The organism is Capnocytophaga sp. oral taxon 335 str. F0486 (assembly GCF_000277665.1).
Lineage (GTDB): Bacteria > Bacteroidota > Bacteroidia > Flavobacteriales > Flavobacteriaceae > Capnocytophaga > Capnocytophaga ochracea.
Genome location: NZ_AKFR01000037.1, coordinates 35363 through 52648, shown reverse-complemented (window position 1 = coordinate 52648; position 17286 = coordinate 35363). Strand labels below are relative to the sequence as shown.

The following is a 17286-nucleotide window of genomic DNA, read 5'->3' as shown; positions in this document are numbered from 1 at the left end:
GCTCTACCTTGTTGCTTGTTCGCTGAATTTATCGCTCATTCCACAGGTTTCGAGGAGCTGGGCGAGGGTTTTGTCCATTTCAAAAAGAGCTTGGTAGCGTTTGATTTTGATAGAAGCCAAATAAAGGTTGGCATCGGCTACATCGGTGGAGGTGGAGAGACCTTCGGCAAAAGCCTTGTCGCGGGCACGTACGAGCTCTTCGGCAAAACGCAAACTCTCTTCTAAGCTGAGGTATTGTTCGCGTTGCTTTTCAATCTCGGTGTACTGTTTTTTCACTAAGGTTTGTACGTCTTTTTCGGCTTGTGCGGTGATGAGCTCCACACTCTCGCGCATCGCTTTGGCTTGGGCTATCTTGTTTTTGTCCTGTAAACCGTTGAAGAGATTCCACTGTAACCCTACACCTACTACCCAGTTATCGGGTTCGGTTAAAGGTAGATTTTCGCTCCACAAGTACTTTTTGCCTACTACGGCTACATCGGGCAAATAAGCCGCTTGTTGCGCTTTTACGCTTTGGGTAGCCATTTGGGCTTTGAGCTTGGCTTGCACAATCATAGGGTAGTGCTCTTTGGCTTGCTGTTGGTAGTACTCAAGCGATTGGAGAGGGGCTACTTCAAAAAGTTCGGTGGTGAGGGCAGTGAGCGGTTGCTCGGTAGTGCCCATTACGCCATAGAGAGCTGTTTGCGCTAATTGTATGTCCTTTTCAGCAGCCATCACCTCACGTTCGGCATCGGTAACGGCTTTTTTAGCTTGCATTGTTTCTACGGAAGCTATCATTCCGTTTTTTTCGAGCTTTTGGGCATTCTCATAGTGATGTTGCGCTGTTTCAAACGACTGTTTTCTCACTTCCAACGCTTTTTGGGCTAACTGTACTTGAAAATAACGTTCCGCCAACTCACTGATGAGGGCATTTTCGGTTTTTTTGCTCTCTACGGTGGCTATTTCGGTGTTGAGCGCACTCACACGATTGCCTACACGCACCTTTCCACCAGCAAAAAGCACCCATTTGGCATCGGCGCTTACTTTCCAAATGTCTTGTTTCTGAAACTCATAGCGCCAGTCTTGGGCAAAAAGTGGTTGTATTCTGCCAAGTAGGGGGGTGAGTAGCGGACGCATACGGGCAGGCACTTGGGTTGCAAATCCCTGTAAGCCACTTTGTAAAGGCGCCTTATACTCGTTAAAGCTCAACGAAAGCGGGTCGGCGAGGTGCATATAGCTAGCGTTAAGGCTCAGTTGGGGCAGATAAAGCCCACGGAATGACTTGCGATTATAATCGGCTGCTTCGGTTTGTTTTTCGATGCCTTTGAGTTTTTGGTTGCCAGAACGCATTTGGCTAAGCGCTTCATCGAACGATAGTGATTGTGCTCGTAATGAAGCTGTTATCCCTATAACGAAGAGGCATAGTAAAGTATATTTTTTCATAAAAGAAAACTTTTTATTTCTACGGGGCAAAATTACGGCGATTTTTCCAGATGAACGACTCGTTTGTTTGCAAAGTTTTTAAGATAGATTAAAAAATAAAGCCTCTTAATTTATTTCTTCTCTATTTGACAGCCGTATGGCTTTGTTTTATCAAAGGTTAAAATATATCGTTTTCCTTGGTAGGTGAATCTTACCCCTATTTGAGCTGTATTTTCAAAGGTTTCAGTGCGGGGTAAATCGGAAAGAGCTGTATCGCCTACTTGGATAATATGCATAAACAAGTCTTCTTTAGAAGCTGTTTGTGGGCTCACTTCTATACGCCAATGTCCCAATTGTGGGTGATTGGCGGGAGGTAGATTCATATTATATCCGTAATCTTGTGGAGTGAGTTTGGGTAGAGGCCAGTTGCGTCCATCAGACCAGAAATCCTTTCCACTTCCTCCTATTTTGGTAAGTGTAGCATTGGCAGGGAATAAAGTACGGCAAATCATCTTACCTCCGTCGGAGGTTTCCGAGAACTCTCTGCTACCTTTCATCACAGGTTCGTTGATGGTGTGTATCAGCCACGTTTTGGGATAATTCTTGTCGGTAGATGTTACCCTATCGAACACTACAAAAAGGTCGGGGTAGAAATATATAAACTCACGCATGACTAACGAGGCTTTTTGGCTGTTGTAGCTTTTGGTAGCATCGGAGGCGAGATATACATAATCGTCAGTGATACGCTTCTCTTTCAGCACAGAGCCTAATATGTTGTTTTGTCCGCCATCGTTGGGGATAGGTTCGAACTTGTTTTCGGTAGAAGCCCCTCCGCCCCAGTATTCGGGCATTTTTTCATTGGGCATTCTGATGGTTACGCAGTTATGAGCTACCGTACGGGCGTAGTAATGCGACAAATGCCAGCCAGGTTCGGGGCGTGTGCCTGTATCTAACGCACGGTAACCTTTTTTGTAGATAGTGAAATGATTGTTATCGAAGTGCTTGTGGTAAGAGGTTTTGCCTCCGCTCACAAAAAGAGCATAAGTGTCGTTTTCGCTCGTTCCTGAACGCATAATGACTTCTCCCGTACCCTCGAAATACACGGCACCTTTACCCGAAGGTGTCGCTCCCTGAGTTCCTTGAGGATATTTTTGTAAGAACGGCATAAAGGGAAGTCGTTCTGTATAGTGTTTCTTATCGAATAAGCCTAACAGGCGTTGTATATTGGTAGAACTTCCATAAAGAGAGGCTATCTCTCTCAGGTGATAATTGATGTCTCTTTCGGGGAGCAAGCAATCGTAGTGATAACTGTCGCCAAAGCCAAACTCGCGATTGTTTGGTAAGCGATTCCAATCGATATAGTCCAAATATTTGAATACGTAGTTGAGCCTTTGAGAAAGGTCTACGCCTGTGGCTGCGCGATGACTGCGAATGAAATTGAAATCGGCGATAGGATAAGCACCTAACGAATAGCCTACACACCCTGTGACAGCCCCTCCGCTCATACCGATAATATCACGACGATATTCTGCCATTTTCATATTTAGGGCAAATCCTTTTTGAAACATATCTTCACAGCGTGCGTTATCAATACCGTCGTTGTGAAAAGTGATACCTATATACCACGGTAGGGCGTCTGTGCCATAAAATCCTGTATTGTATCCCCCTGTATTCTCCCGATTGCGCTCTGGGCGTAATCCTTTTCCGTGCCAAGCAATATCCATCATTACCTGATAAAGAGGTTTGCCTATTTGCTCGCGTTCTTTGGGGGTTAAGTAGTTGTAAATCCAATCATAAGCACATAATGCATTGATTTGAGGGAACACATACCAATCAGCATTCAAGTTGTGACTTACCCGAAGGCGGTAATATTCAGTGATTTTTTGTAAGAATTTTTTGGTATAGTCGAGATATTTTGCTTCACCCGTTATCAAATATAATATGGCGACTTGCGATACTTTGGAGATTTTCAAACCGTTGTCAGTACCATTCACCGCGGTAGGATTTTCAAAAGAGATAGGTTCATTTAAGAGCTTATCCACATCTCTTTTAGTTTCGGTATACGTATCCAGAGCCGAGCTTTGGGCAGCGTTTTTGATATTCGGAATATCTTCTTTAGTAATAAAAAGGCGTGGGTGTTCGGTGCGGACAACGCCTGTTATCTCTTGCTCATTAGGGTCTGTATCTTTGCGACACGATAGCATCGCTATTAACAGAGTCCATAGCATCATAAATACTGCTTTTTTCATAAGTAAAGAATGTTTTTAGTAAAATGGAATGTGATTTGTTTCAACGATGCAAAGTTACGATGAAAAAACGAGATAAGCAACTGTAGCAAGACAGGTGCGAGCCGCACAGGCAGTGTGAGCCACACGGGCAGATTAATTAGCAAATTAGAAAATGAGAGAATTAGCAAATGAGGAGGGTTGAGGAGTTCGGAAGAAAACGGAACTTTACAAAAGGAGGCTGAAGGGAATTTTGATGAAAAAAGAGTGTAAGGAGGGTGGGGTTAGCTTATAGAGAGCTTATAGGAAGCTTATACGAATCTTGGACGATTGGTATAGAAAGGATATATAAGTAATTGACTTATAACACGATATAACAGTGCTAAAAATGTTAAAATCGGGGTTTCGAGACGAAAGAAAGAGAAAGTAATAACGCTCTCAACTGCCCTCTATTTGAGAAAAGAGAGATAGAGAGGCAAAGGTTAAGGTGGGAAAATACAAAAGTACGAAAAACTTTTTTAAAAATCAATATTGACAGGTGTTTATTTTTTTTATATCTTTGTACTTTATTAATGTTATACTTTGTATTTTTTAGAGGATTGAGATATGAAAACAAGAAATATTATAATCTTTATCTTAGTTTACATTGCATTGTTTTTCTATGTAAATTTCTTTTATGCTATAAAAGTTCCTTATTTTAGCTATGAGGCGATGTCGAAAACATTTTCTGTGCTGATCTTCTCTTTTGTGGGGATGTTTGTCTACTTTTGGTTTCAAAAAAAAGATTCTGAACATTCTTGAGAGTCCTCTTCCGCTATGCTCTCAAAAAAGATTGATAATAAAAGTTATATTGACGTCGGTTAGACATAAAATAGCCGGCGATAGTTGGGTATGTGAAAGGCTAAGTATCGGAAATCAAGGCTACGAATCACGAAATAGCTTTTTAAGACTTCGCTTGCAGATTAGAATTTGGGCAAAGTTTGAGAGATTATCAGAATGAGAGGCACAAAGGAAGAAAAAAAGCGCCTAATATATGGTATTGCTTCAACGTATTTTGTGATTATGTATAATATTATAAGTGTAAACAAATTGAAATAGAGATATGAAGACAAGTATTATTTTATTTATAGCAGGTGTTGTGCTTATTGTTTTAGGAGCTCTTGCTAAGATATTGCATTGGGAAGTGCCTGTTAGCGGTTCTTTATTTATAGCATTAGGTTTTATACTGGAAATTACAGCTTTATGCTTGCTTTTAGCAAGAAGTAGGAGAAGCGGGTAGTCTTTTTTGACAGTTAGAGATTTTCCGTATAAAAGGAAGTAAAAAAGCACCAAAGGTAAGGGAGAATAGTTCTTCCTTACCTTTGGTGCTTATAGAAAACGGGTTTTAGATTCTATTTTTTGCTATTTTGTTTGCCTAAATAATGGTCGAGTGCTACGGTCATTGAGGGGCTCTCAGGTGAGGGAGCTTTAATATCAATGATAAGACCGGCTTCTTCGGCGGCTTTTAGGGTCGCATCGCCATAGACGGCTATTTTGGTTTTCTTCTGTGAGAAATCGGGGAAACTTTTAAACAGTGCCTCTATTCCTGCGGGCGAAAAGAAAGTAAGAATGTCGTACTTATTTTCTTTAATGGCTGAAATATCGCAATATACAGTGCGATAGAACACTACGCGTTCCCATTTTATCTTGATATCGTTTAAAGCTGCGGTAGCCTCTGGTTTAGGGGCATCGGAGCCAGGGAAGAGGAATTTCTCTTCTTTGTATTTTTTGAGGATAGGCAAAAGGTCAGCAAACTCTTTTTTACCTACGTATATTTTGCGTTTGCGATAGGTAATATACTTCTGCAAATAGTAAGCGATGGCTTCGGACTGACAGAAATACTTCATAGTTGTAGGCACCTTAAAGCGCATTTCTTCAGCAATACGAAAATAGTGGTCTACCGATTTACGACTGGTGAGGATAACGGCTGTAAAATTAGTAAGGTCAATCTTCTGCATTCTGACGTCCTTAGCGGTCATTCCTTCGACCTTAATAAAGGGCACAAAATCCACTTTTACCTTGTGGTTTTCAATAATTTGTGCATAAGGTGAGCTTTCGGCTTTCGGTTCTGGTTGCGAAACTAATATCGATTTTACCTTCATAAATGTTATTTCTTTACACCTCCTAACGCCCTATTATGAAACAAATTGAGCCATTTTCTGTACTTCAATTAAATATTTTGTTCCATAGATGAGAAAGATATAGGGTGCGATTTCGAGGGTGCAAAGATACAAAATAAAATAGAATAAATAGGGTTTTATTTCTTTTTGATTGTTTTTTATGATTTTAATCCAACCTAATACATTGATTGCTAACAATATGGATACTAACACAAAAAGTAATAAAAATAGCTGTTTTTTATTGGTAAAAGGGATATAAACTCCCAAAAAGAGGAGTATAACCATTACAATTGCGGCATAAGATGAATAAGAAACCCTAGTGAAGATGTAATCTCTTGCGAAATCATAAAGGTCGAACAGGCTACTAATCCATTGTTGTAAGAGGAGTTTTGTGATTAACAGTGAGAAGACTATAAGCACCAATTCCAGAAACATAAACTGAGAGTTGTAAAGTTCTGTGATGCCAAAATTCTTTAGCATAACATAGAAAAGAAGAGCTAAACACACACATTGCAAGAGAAAAAGCACTGTCATAAAGAGGTGCAATCGGCGTTCTTTTTTGCCGTAAATTACAATATATTTATTGTTAATTAGTAAGTTTTGATAATCGGCAAAGTGCTTAGGGTAGAATATACGCAGGAAAGCCACCAACCCAAAGATGAGTAGGAAGGCAGGAAATATCCACGAAAGATAAGACTGATGTAGTTCTAAGGCTTCCAAATACTGTATTTTATTATGGTTCGACTGTTGCTGGGTTCTCTTTTAGAGATTCTAAGGGTAGCTTTCCGATGCTGTCACGTTGTTTTTTGAGTTTTTCTTCCACCTTTTTCACTATACGGTCATAGTCTTTAGGCAGGGAGGCGTAATAAACCATATTTTGTGCGAGCGAAAGGCTATCGAGCTGATATTTCTTGTAGATGAACTGTTGCGGATTGAACTGTAAAGAATCTAGCATTTGGGCTTGTGAAACCTTCATAGATTCTAAAACAGCCAAATCGTAGAGCAAACTTTCCATTTGCTTTTCGTCTAAAAACTTATCGGGTTTGGGTACGATGTTCTTTTTGCAGGCTACTATAATGAATAGCAAAGCGAATATATAAATGATTTTTCTCATAGTCTTATCTGTTAAAAGTGATGCGTTGCCCCTGAGGCTCTGCAATTACCTTGCCATTGTGGTACACCTCTTTGCCATTTACGAAGGTACTCACTACAGCCGAGTGGAATTGTTGCCCTTCGAGCGGACTCCAGCCGCATTTATACAGCAGGTTGTTTTTCTGTACTGTCCATTGGGTATCCATATCCACCAAAACAAGGTCGGCGTAATACCCTTCGCGTAAGAAACCGCGGTCTTTTACCTGAAAAAGGATTGCGGGATTATGACACATTTTCTCTACTATCTTTTTGATAGAAATGGTGCCTTTGTAGGCTTTTTCGAGCATTGCCACGAGCGAGTGCTGTACCAAAGGCGCCCCCGAAGGGATATTCAGATAGCCCTTGCGTTGTTTTTCTTCGAGGGTATGAGGAGCGTGGTCGGTAGCAATCACATCGAGACGGTCGTCTAAAAGAGCTTGCCACAGCGCAGTACGGTCATCGGCAGTTTTTACAGCAGGATTCCACTTGATGAAAGCTCCACGAGTAGTATAGTCTTCATCAGTAAACCACAAGTGATGTACACATACCTCAGCAGTGATTTTCTTGTCATTTAGTGGAATATCATTGCGGAAGAGCTCAGTTTCTTTAGCCGTAGAGAGGTGGAACACGTGGAGACGTGCGTCCGTTTTTTCAGCCAAAGCAATGGCACGTGAAGAGGACAGATAGCAAGCCTCAGCACTGCGAATATGAGGGTGCATCGCAATAGAGATATCCTCGCCGTACGATTCTTGATAGTGGGCTAAATTCTTGCGAATAGTTGCTTCATCTTCACAATGGGCAGCGATGACCAAATCTACATTATTGAAAATAGCTTCTATGGTTTTCTCGTTGTCTACGAGCATATTCCCCGTAGAAGAGCCTAAGAAGAGTTTCACCCCTGCACAAGCATTTTTATCTAAGCGTTTCAGTTCTTCGAGGTTATCGTTTGTACCCCCCAAGAAGAAAGAATAGTTTGCAAACGACGATTGTTTGGCAATACCAAATTTTTCTTCCAAAAGCGGAATCGTTACGGTTTGAGGTACGGTGTTAGGTTGCTCAAAAAAGGTAGTTACACCGCCTGCTACTGACGCGCGACTTTCGGTAGCGATAGTAGCTTTGTGAGTAAGCCCAGGTTCGCGGAAATGCACTTGATCGTCAATCACCCCAGGGAGGAGATACTTGCCTTCGGCTTCTATCACCTCATAATTTCCTTTGGGAGTGATGTGGGTACCTATTTGGGCAATACGCTCTCCCTCAATCAGGAGGTCGCCTTGAAAGAGGGTATTTTCGTTTACGATGATTGCGTTTTTGATGAGGGTTTTCATTTCAATTAATCATTGTATACAAGGTGTTTATACATTCCGCCAGCGAGGGCTTGGTGGTTTACATATGTAAATCCTAAACGGGTGTAAAGTCGTTCAGCAGCGGGGTTTTGTACATCTACGAGTAAGCCTATGGGCTGAGTAGTGACCTTTTTGAGGTGGGCTACCAATTGTGAGCCTATGCCCTTGCCTTGAGCAATGGGCAATACGCTAAGGGTATCTATATAAAGTTCACCTTCGGCGGTCTCATCTTCTAAAACAATATCAATACCATAGCTACTGCGAATAAGCGCCAGTACAGGGGCACGCAAGGTGTGCAAGTGCCCTCCATCATAGGCAATAAGCGACCCTATTACAGTATTATTTTCCTCGTATACCCAAGCATTCTGGTAGGAATACTGATTGCCTTCCTGCTCAAAGAGATTTTGGAGTAGTGCAATGGCATCTTCTCTATGTTCTTTGCCTATCATTTTATAGACGATTTCTTCCATTGCCTGAAACATCAGAGGGGCGACGGCAGAGGCATCGGTGGGGGTTGCGGGTCGTATCATCCGTTTAAAAATATCAGTTTTTGAATGAGAGGTTCCCCTAAACGTTCGTTGAGGTTATCAATAATCTTGCTCTTGCCATAACTGAGTTCGTTACTGAGTGCAGGCGAGGTAAGGCGGACGTATAACGTACTGCCTTTTAGCTCTACTGAGGAAGTATACTTAGCGATTGCTTTGCCCATCAGTTCATTCCACAGTTCTGGTAACGAGGCTTTCTGTAGTCCGTACGTTAAATGATTTTGTTTGACAATTTGCTGAATGACCTCTGAAAGAGTATTTGTATTTCCGTCCATAAATGCAAAGGTACAAAATAATTGCGAATGACGAGTTACAAATGACGATTTTTTATTTTTCTCTTCTCATAAGACATTTAAAGTTCTAACTTTTTCAATTTCTCCCTTCTTCTAAATATTAGAATATCTCTCTGATGTTTAATTTTATATTACATTAAAAAACAATAAATTATATTCCCAAAAGAAAAAAACCTTCCCTGAAATTTGCTCAGTAACATTATTCTTTGTAATTATGCATTAAAATTATAAAAACACCAACAAAAATGAAAAAAATAATAATAATTTTTACTATCACTTTAGCAGTGATATCTACTACTTACGCACAAGAAGTAGTAACAGAAACAACAGAAGGGGTGACCGCCAGCAGCACACAAGAACCTATTGTAGTACAAGAAAAAAATCCTCTCTCTAAACGCCTCTTTTTTGGTTTTAGAGGTGGCTTAAATGTATCGACTCTTTCTTTTTCAGAAGTGTATGGCGCTGTAAAGAATGATCAAAATACTTTTTCTCGCTATAATGCGGATCTAGGAATGGGTAGCAAAGCAGGGTTTCATATAGGAGTTTTGGCAGAATATAAAGTAAGTGATAAACTCTTTTTAGAGGGGGGAATTGCTTACTCTAAACAAGGTGCCAAGTGGAAAAAAATAACTATGACTTTTATCGGGACACCTCCGACTATTAACGGAACACAATTGCCTTATAGCATATCCGGAGACGTTAAAGATGCTTCTTTTATTCTTCACCAAATAAATATTCCTTTATGGTTAAAATATGATATCTCATATTTTCGCCCTAAAGTAGGTTTAAATTTTGGTTATGTTGCAAGTATCGCAAGCAAAATTTCACAAAACAATCTCTCTATGGCAATGTCAGAGGATTTAGATAACAGTTTTGACTTTGGAATGGGCTTTGGAATGGAATATAATGTGCCTTCTGGTATCTTCTTTGATATAAACTATATTATAGGGCTTTCAAACCTTAGCGATGCTGATAGTGTTACGCAAGTTAAGTTTAAAAACCGCGTCTTACAATTAGGTGTAGGATATAAGTTTTAATTCCTCACCATCGAAAACGGCATAGGTAAAGTAGTGTATCCAGTCGCCGGTGTTGATATAAGTGCTACCCTCCCCTACTTTGATAGTCATTGGGAGGTGGCGGTGACCAAAAAGGAAATAGTCGTAATGTTGCGCCTCAAGTTTGCGTTTGCAATACTGTACAAGCCATTCGTTATCTTCACCCAAGAAACGCACATCTTCATCACCTGAGATGAGCTTGTTTTTCACTGAGAGGTATTGCGCCAATCGCACACCTATATCGGGGTGTAACCAGCGGAAGAGCCACTTACAAAACGGATTGGTAAAGACTTTCTTCATCCGCTTGTAGCCTTTATCACCGGGACCTAAACCATCGCCGTGTCCTATCAAGAAGCGTTTACCATTACATTCCACTTCTAGGGGGCGACGGTATACGGGAATGTTCAACTCGGTTTGGAAATAATCGTCCATCCACAAATCGTGGTTGCCTACGAAAAAGTAGATAGGGATACCACTATCTCGCAGTTCAGCGAGCTTTCCAAGAGTGCGTACAAAGCCTTTGGGGACGACCATTTTGTACTCAAACCAAAAGTCGAAAAGGTCGCCTAAAAGGAATATTGCCCCTGCATCGGCTTTGATAGTATCAAGCCATTGCACAAACTTTGCTTCGCGAGGTTTGCTTTCGAGAGCAGTGGGTGCTCCGAGATGATTATCGGAAGCAAAGTATATTTTTTTATTTTCGGGTAATTCTATAGATAACATTGGTTCTTTAAGTTATCATTGATACAAAAATGTTTTTTCGTATCAATGAGCAATTTGATATGGAAAAAAACAGCGTTTTTTTTCCACGTTATACCACACGTGGCAAAAAAAGACGTTTTTTTTCCACGTTATACTTTTTCTCTTTGGAGTACTTTTATCAAATTTTCATTGATATAATAGTTTGCCTTCCCTACTTTCAACTTACTAAGTAGCCCTATTTCAGCAATGGCATCTAAATAGTTTTGTGCAGTACGTTTAGTTACATCTAAATCTGTTGCTAAAAACTCTATCTTAGTATATGGATTTTTAAAAAGATTGTTGAGCAAATCCTGACTGTATATCTTGGGTAACTCACTACGCAAGCGTTGCTTGGTTTGTTGCATCAGCGTTTTGATGTTTTGTACCATCTCAATAGTTTCAATAGCGGTTACTTCTACTCCTTTGAGTAAATACAAAATAAGCGTTTCCCAATCATCATTAGTTCTTACTCCTTGCAAAGCTTTGTAATAATCAGTTTTATGCTGAATGATATACCGACTGAGGTAAAGTACGGGCAGGTCGAGCAAACCTTGTAATACCAAATACAGGATATTGATGATGCGTCCTGTACGACCATTGCCATCATAGAAAGGGTGAATACTCTCAAACTGATAATGAATAATCGCCATCTTAGTAAGCGGATCAAGTTCCGAAAATTCAGGGTCGTTGATAAACCTTTCGAGGTTTGCCATTAAGTTGAGTATCTCTTCCTTATTTTGTGGAGGCGTATACACTACTTCGTTGTGATTGTTGATGAGCTTAGTGCCTGCTTGGGTTCTGAAACCTGCCTTGTTTGCTTCGAGTTGTTCTTGAATGAGCAATATATGTTTGTTGAGCAATCTCCTCTGATTGCGCACAATCTCAAATCCCATTTTTAGACCTTTGGCATAATTTAGCACCTCTTTACTAGCAGGATGGGTATCAATCATAATGTTTTCCTTATAGAGGTCGTCGTGGGTAGTAACAATATTTTCAATCTCACTACTGCTTTTCGCTTCTTGTAAGGAAAGGGTATTGATGAGGATTTGCTCATTAGGTATCGTTTTTACTACTCCTTTTAGTTCAGCTAAATGCCTATGTGATAGCGTGAGCTGTTTGAGTATCTCACGGGTCTCAATTTCTGGTGGAGGTGGTAATAAGGGTAATGTAAAATCTGTTTTCATTATCAAACATTTATCAGTTCAGTGAGGTCTTTTTGTAAAAACTCGGTATCGACATAAACTTCCTTGGGGTTTTGTGGGTTGTAATACACATTGATATAGCCTTGCACATTCAGCTTTACTTGTGCCACACTAGCATCTATATCGGCAACAGTAGTTTGATATACTTTTACAGGAGTGCTACTTTTGTCGTAACATCTTATATAACTGAGTTTCATTTTTTCTTCTCCTAACTGTAATTTATTAAATAACATTGCTTCTGTAAAAAGCATTGTTTCCTCAAAATCGCTTTTCATACGATTGTTTTCTACAGCGTGCAAATCGAAGGTTGTATTTTCATTCATCACATCACAATGTTCAGCATCAATACGCTTTTCTCGCCAGTGTTTACGAATATAGTTTGGTGTATTTCTGTTTAAGGTCTTTTGAGTAAAAGAATTGTGCAAACGTTTCTTGACGTTTGTTTTGTAAAACCAAAAGATAATGCTTAATATAATTATTAGTACAAGTGCCATAGTTTACATATTTGTGTTATGAATTTTTTTAAAGGGTTAATTGCCATTAGCCCCTACAACAGAACGTAAAAGCAACTGATTGTCGATATAATCAAATTATCCAAAGGTGCGAGCTGCACAGGCAGAAACTTTGGCAAAATGTATAACGCCTTACTTTCCTCTTAATTATCTGAGGCGAACCATTCGGCATAGGAGCTTTCGGTTTCGCATAGGCGTACTGAAAATAGCTCGACTCCGGCGGGTAGTTGGTAGGCGATGCGTCGGGCAAAGTCGGTTACGAGGTTCTCGCTGGTGGGTTGATAGGGCACGGTGATGATGCGATGACCTTTGGCGCGCAGTTCTTCGGCTAATGCCTTGTGAGGTGAATGTTCGTTGAAGACCATAGCGTGGTCGAACGCTTCGATGATTTGCTCCTGCACGATGCGTTTGAGGTCGCCGAAGTCTATTACCATACCGTTTTTCACGTTATGGGGGTCGGTAATAGGTTCGCCTATGACAGTTATGTAGAGCTTATAGCTGTGTCCGTGCAGGTTTTTGCATTTGCCATCGTAGCCGTAGAGAGCGTGTCCTGCTTCAAAATCGAATTTTTTAGTAATGCGAATCATAACAATGAACAATTAATATTTCAGTTGATAAGTAGTGTTTTGATGTATGTTATAGGTTCGTATTATTTTAATCTCTGAAATTTTCTTTTCACCACCTTGCTGTTTATAATTAATATAATAATCAATCACTTTGTCTACTGGTAGATGAATAGGTTTGTTGTTCTTATCTTTTTGTACGATTGTTTGGCTACTAATTCTCACTACATATTTTTCGTTGTTTTTTAGGAGTTCTCGAAAGGTATATCTCTTTTCTGTCCCGTTTTGTATACGACTGATAAGCGCTTGTAAAGAGTTCCATTTCTGAGTAGTATATTCTCCAGATATTCTTGATTCACCTTCAATACGTCCGTTTGTAATAGCTTCTTCTTTTATAGTTTTGACTGTACCATCAGCATTAAACTCATAACTATATTTATTTATAAAATCTGAAGGCAACCCATTTTGTTGATAAGTAGTTTGTTGAAGGAGATTTTTAGTGCCTTTCCCCCTTGGAATAAATATTTGTTTAAGAAAATAATCTTTATATCCAGTTACATCGTGTATTTCCAAAAGACCTAAGAAAAAATTGTTTTTATTAAGATTTTGCGTATAAGATAGGGTACATTCTGTAAGAGCGTCATAAATTTTAAGGTTTATTTTGGTACAGTTATCATCTTTCCAAGAGTATTGATTTTTACCTAATTGAAGCAATTGTTGCTTTTCATTATAACGAATATCGAAGTCTGTGATATTTCCGTCATTGTTTAGTGATAGTTCTTTTACTCCTTGTTCGTCATCAAAATTAGATAAAGTAATTTTGTTTGCACTATATGCTGCTGTAACAGTAGTGGCTGTTCCTTCGGTAATATCATTTGTTTTTAGTGTTATAAGCCTTCCTTGGGTATCATACTGATAAGATACCACAATTTCTTTCGCTGTAAAGAAATATGTACCTAACTGAGTATCGTTCAGAAAATCTTCACCTTCACTATAGTCATTATAGTTATTGCTAAGGTCAAAATCGACATAGGAAAAACGCACTTCAGAAATTTTTGGCACTTGTATTTCTTCTTTGGGTTTATCCTTTTTAGGTTCATCATCTTTATTTCCACAGCTTATCAGAGCGAGTGAAGCAAATAATAAAGTTGTTTTAAAAATGTTTTTCATTGTATAGTTTTTTGTATTAAAGTGCAAAGGTATGAAATAATTAGGAAATTAGAAAATTTGGAAATGAGAGAATTTGAAAATTAGCAAATTAGAAAATGAGGAGGAGGTTACAAGAAACGCGCTAGAGGAGGTGATTAACTTTGCCAAAGTTTCAAACTTTGGCAAAGTGTGTGCCGTAAAAAGTGACACATTGGAGGGTTCGGAAGAAAACGAAATTTTACAAAAGGAGGCTGAAGGGAATTTTGGCGAGAAAAGGCTTTTAGGAGGGTGGGGTTAGCTTATAGAGAGCTTATAGGAAGCTTATACGAATCTTGGACGATTGGTATAGAAAGCTTATATAAGTAATTGATTCATACTATGATACGGCAAGGTTAAAAATGTTAAAAACGGGGTTTCGAGGCGAAAGAAAGAGGAAGGGGCACTAGACCTTAGGCCATAGGCAATAGGGGGAGTATGACGGAAAAGGAATTAATGACGAATGACAGGGTGATGTGAAGCATAGCGCGATGGTAGATTAACTTTGGTAAAGTGTAGGGAATAAAGGCATTGAGAAATTGGTAATTTGAGAAATTATCAGTATTTTTGCATCTATTAAAATCACATTTATTAAATATCAATAAGTAATGAGAAGGGTATTTTTGTTTTGGCTATTAGCTTGCTCTTTTGTTCAAGGGCAGACTTCTATTTGTATAGGTGAACAATTATCGGTTTCTTCTAAAGTGTTAGGTGAAACGCGTACTATAAGTGTGTATTTGCCTGATTCGTATTACGACTCTACTTTAAAAAAGACAAACTATCCTGTGGTGTATCTGCTTGATGCAGAAACAAACTTCAACTATTTTACTACTTTGATGGGGAAATTGGCTCAAGGAATCCCTAATGTACCTGAAATGATTGTCATTGGAATTGAAAACACTCAGCGCGAAAGGGATTTTGGGAGCGATAGTGACCGTTTTTGGCAGTTTGTGGCTGATGAGCTTATTCCTTTGGTTAAAAAGCAATACAGATGTAGTGATTTTCGCATTTTAGTAGGTCACTCATTAAGTGGTTTGGCGGTGGTTTCTGCTCTTAACAAACATACAGAGCTATTTAATGCTTATATTGCACACGACCCGAGTTTGTGGTGGGGGAAAAACGATGGAGAGCGGTTGTTTGAAGCGAATAAAGGAAAGGATTTTAAACATCGGATATTCTATTTATCGTATTCGGGGAAGAAGGTGCGCAACAATGGACGCAGTAGGCATCGGGAGGCGATAGAGGCGGTGCAGGCAATGGCGACAAAGGGAGCTTTTAAGAATTTGGAGACTTATTTTGTTGAATACCCCAACGAGAATCACGGCACAATACAAGTGGTAGGAAATATGGATTTGATGCGGAGGCTTTTTGCAGAGATGTTCATCGACCGCAACGATATTGAGGAGAATCCAGCAGTTATCCAGCAGCGGTATGAGGCGCTTTCTAAAAGGTTACATTATAAGTTTGTGCCGAGTGAGAAGTATTTGAGAAATACCGAGAAATGGCTGAAGAAAGTAAAAAGTGAAAAGTAAAAATAGAAAAGGTGCTTAGAGAGATTGTTTTCCAAGCACCTTTTTGTTTTATTATTTAAAGTGACCAATAGCGTTGATGAAAGAAGCGCCTTTTACAGTGAGACCTTTGGTGGCTACATTGGTAGCAGGATCAATTACATAGATAGCAGGGTCACTGTTTTTTACATTTACTGGTAGATAGACTTTACCATTATAGACAGCAAGTTCTACAGGGTTTGACGTCATATTAGCAAAATCAGAGAGAGCTGGCAGTCCGGTTACCCAGTTGAAAGATTTAGCTTCCATATCTACAATAGCAAAGCGGTTTACATCTACTCCATTGAGGGCAGCTTTTGAAGCATCATTAAAGAACTCAAGCAAGAACTTATTACCGGTGATATGCCATACACGACGGAAAATTCCGTTACCGGATACTGTTGAGATATCAAAGAAATAAGAACTATCAAAGTCGGTAGCGCCTTGTTTGATACGCAAAGCACCTGCAGGTTTTGTTGAAGCAACATCGGGGGTTTGAGGGGCTTTTACTTTAGGAGGATTCTTAGCAATTGCACCTGAAAATACATATACATCGCCATTATCGGCTTTACCCATTTCTAACAAATATTGAGATTTGAAACGACCTGCGCTATAGCTGAGCTTATCGCTTTTATAGCTACGTTTGAGGTTCAAGTCTTTATCGAGTACTCCTACATAAACCACATCGGGATTGTGGATTTTACCAGTGCTTGAACCTTGAGCTACTTGCACATCTTTGTAATCAGAAACTATCATACCGCTGAAGAACTCACCGTTACCATTGTCTAAGATACCAGCAAACGACACGATTTCTTGAGTAGAAGAGGAGGTGTTCATCTCAGGAAGGAGATTTGCTGTATGGATAGTTTTGGTAAAAGCTTTGGTATAATTGTTGGCATTGCGGAAGTTGAAGGTTGCGCCGTCCTTTTTGCCTTCGTATTCTTGTCCGCCTACTACAGTTATCCAATAATCACTGAAGAAACCGAAAGTGGTGGCACGTTCGGCTACGTCAAAATCAGTAAGATGTTTTACACCTTGAGCTGTTTTTTCGTAAGAAATACCGATACCAGCTCCTTTAAAGCCATAGGATAGACCTACTGCTGTGTTCTTGTTGAACTGCCAGAAATAGCCATTAGCTTCTTTGAATTGTTCTTGGTTAGCAGAAAGAGGGAGTTCACCATTTTCTAGGTTTTTAGCGACCAACAGATAACGAGTTTTATTTTGATCACCTCCAGCATCGATGAAAAAGTTAGCTCCCTCGGCAGAAGGAGGAGGAACTGGAGTATTATCGTCTTTTTTGCAAGACGTAAGGGCTACGAAGCTAACTAATGAGCCTACAAGTAGCGTTTTTTTGAATGTTTGAAAATTGATATACATATATTTAGAA

Annotated in this window: 18 protein-coding genes; 4 read left to right on the top strand and 14 right to left on the bottom strand. The window is 39.6% G+C overall.

What is annotated here, in order from left to right:
- Window positions 1–3: 3 nt before the first annotated feature.
- Window positions 4–1419, bottom strand: coding sequence for a TolC family protein (locus HMPREF1320_RS10150; RefSeq protein ID WP_009418628.1), 1416 nt, complete (start codon window positions 1417–1419; stop codon window positions 4–6).
- A 110-nt stretch (window positions 1420–1529) separates the two neighbouring features.
- Window positions 1530–3647, bottom strand: coding sequence for a heparinase II/III family protein (locus HMPREF1320_RS10145; RefSeq protein ID WP_009418626.1), 2118 nt, complete (start codon window positions 3645–3647; stop codon window positions 1530–1532).
- A 1078-nt stretch (window positions 3648–4725) separates the two neighbouring features.
- On the opposite strand from HMPREF1320_RS10145, the gene HMPREF1320_RS11575 reads away from it, so the two are divergent.
- The gene (locus tag HMPREF1320_RS11575; protein ID WP_009418606.1) at window positions 4726–4902 is read left to right on the top strand and encodes a GldL-related protein; all 177 of its coding nucleotides are present in this window, start codon (window positions 4726–4728) and stop codon (window positions 4900–4902) included.
- A 112-nt stretch (window positions 4903–5014) separates the two neighbouring features.
- Here HMPREF1320_RS11575 and HMPREF1320_RS10135 read toward each other — a convergent pair whose 3' ends face one another.
- Genes HMPREF1320_RS10135 through HMPREF1320_RS10110 form a run of 6 tightly spaced genes read right to left on the bottom strand, consistent with a single transcriptional unit; the run spans window position 5015 to window position 9076 of the window.
- Complete coding sequence (locus HMPREF1320_RS10135; protein ID WP_009410955.1) at window positions 5015–5764, bottom strand: uroporphyrinogen-III synthase; 750 nt, start codon at window positions 5762–5764, stop codon at window positions 5015–5017.
- 33 nt (window positions 5765–5797) lie between these two features.
- On the bottom strand, window positions 5798–6502 hold the full coding sequence (locus tag HMPREF1320_RS10130) for a DUF4271 domain-containing protein (protein ID WP_009418558.1): 705 nt from the start codon (window positions 6500–6502) through the stop codon (window positions 5798–5800).
- 13 nt (window positions 6503–6515) lie between these two features.
- A complete protein-coding gene (locus HMPREF1320_RS10125) occupies window positions 6516–6896 on the bottom strand; it encodes a DUF4296 domain-containing protein (RefSeq protein WP_009418603.1) in 381 nt (126 codons plus the stop codon).
- A 4-nt stretch (window positions 6897–6900) separates the two neighbouring features.
- Window positions 6901–8238: a dihydroorotase gene (locus HMPREF1320_RS10120; RefSeq protein WP_009418556.1), complete on the bottom strand. Its 1338-nt coding sequence runs from the start codon at window positions 8236–8238 to the stop codon at window positions 6901–6903.
- Between the two features lie 5 nt (window positions 8239–8243).
- Window positions 8244–8786, bottom strand: a complete 543-nt coding sequence (locus tag HMPREF1320_RS10115; protein ID WP_009418555.1) for a GNAT family N-acetyltransferase — start codon at window positions 8784–8786, stop codon at window positions 8244–8246.
- Window positions 8783–9076, bottom strand: a complete 294-nt coding sequence (locus tag HMPREF1320_RS10110) for a DUF721 domain-containing protein (protein WP_009418589.1) — start codon at window positions 9074–9076, stop codon at window positions 8783–8785. Before HMPREF1320_RS10110 ends, HMPREF1320_RS10115 begins: the two co-directional genes overlap by 4 nt.
- Before the next feature lie 263 nt (window positions 9077–9339).
- Here HMPREF1320_RS10110 and HMPREF1320_RS10105 point away from each other — a divergent pair, with 263 nt between their 5' ends.
- On the top strand, window positions 9340–10131 hold the full coding sequence (locus HMPREF1320_RS10105) for a porin family protein (RefSeq protein ID WP_009418609.1): 792 nt from the start codon (window positions 9340–9342) through the stop codon (window positions 10129–10131).
- Here the strand turns inward: HMPREF1320_RS10105 and HMPREF1320_RS10100 are convergent.
- The 5 genes from HMPREF1320_RS10100 to HMPREF1320_RS10080 form a co-directional block, all read right to left on the bottom strand.
- Complete coding sequence (locus HMPREF1320_RS10100) at window positions 10108–10872, bottom strand: UDP-2,3-diacylglucosamine diphosphatase (RefSeq protein ID WP_009418619.1); 765 nt, start codon at window positions 10870–10872, stop codon at window positions 10108–10110. The genes HMPREF1320_RS10105 and HMPREF1320_RS10100 overlap by 24 nt on opposite strands.
- Window positions 10873–11000: 128 nt before the next feature.
- Window positions 11001–12074 carry a Fic family protein gene (locus HMPREF1320_RS10095; RefSeq protein ID WP_034554544.1) on the bottom strand — a complete coding sequence of 358 codons (1074 nt, stop codon included), beginning with the start codon at window positions 12072–12074 and terminating at the stop codon, window positions 11001–11003.
- Between the two features lie 2 nt (window positions 12075–12076).
- Window positions 12077–12586 carry a hypothetical protein gene (locus HMPREF1320_RS10090; RefSeq protein ID WP_009418625.1) on the bottom strand — a complete coding sequence of 170 codons (510 nt, stop codon included), beginning with the start codon at window positions 12584–12586 and terminating at the stop codon, window positions 12077–12079.
- A gap of 161 nt (window positions 12587–12747) precedes the next feature.
- Window positions 12748–13191 (bottom strand): 6-pyruvoyl trahydropterin synthase family protein, encoded by a 444-nt coding sequence (locus HMPREF1320_RS10085; RefSeq protein WP_009418572.1) that lies wholly within the window; start codon window positions 13189–13191, stop codon window positions 12748–12750.
- A gap of 12 nt (window positions 13192–13203) precedes the next feature.
- Window positions 13204–14337 carry a hypothetical protein gene (locus HMPREF1320_RS10080; protein ID WP_009418563.1) on the bottom strand — a complete coding sequence of 378 codons (1134 nt, stop codon included), beginning with the start codon at window positions 14335–14337 and terminating at the stop codon, window positions 13204–13206.
- Between the two features lie 73 nt (window positions 14338–14410).
- Here HMPREF1320_RS10080 and HMPREF1320_RS10075 point away from each other — a divergent pair, with 73 nt between their 5' ends.
- Together HMPREF1320_RS10075 and HMPREF1320_RS10070 are read left to right on the top strand one after the other, a co-directional pair.
- Window positions 14411–14614, top strand: coding sequence for a hypothetical protein (locus tag HMPREF1320_RS10075; protein WP_034554542.1), 204 nt, complete (start codon window positions 14411–14413; stop codon window positions 14612–14614).
- A gap of 346 nt (window positions 14615–14960) precedes the next feature.
- Complete coding sequence (locus tag HMPREF1320_RS10070) at window positions 14961–15884, top strand: alpha/beta hydrolase (protein ID WP_009418571.1); 924 nt, start codon at window positions 14961–14963, stop codon at window positions 15882–15884.
- A gap of 51 nt (window positions 15885–15935) precedes the next feature.
- Here HMPREF1320_RS10070 and HMPREF1320_RS10065 read toward each other — a convergent pair whose 3' ends face one another.
- The gene (locus HMPREF1320_RS10065; protein WP_009418570.1) at window positions 15936–17276 is read right to left on the bottom strand and encodes a DUF4374 domain-containing protein; all 1341 of its coding nucleotides are present in this window, start codon (window positions 17274–17276) and stop codon (window positions 15936–15938) included.
- Between the last annotated feature and the right edge of the window lie 10 nt (window positions 17277–17286).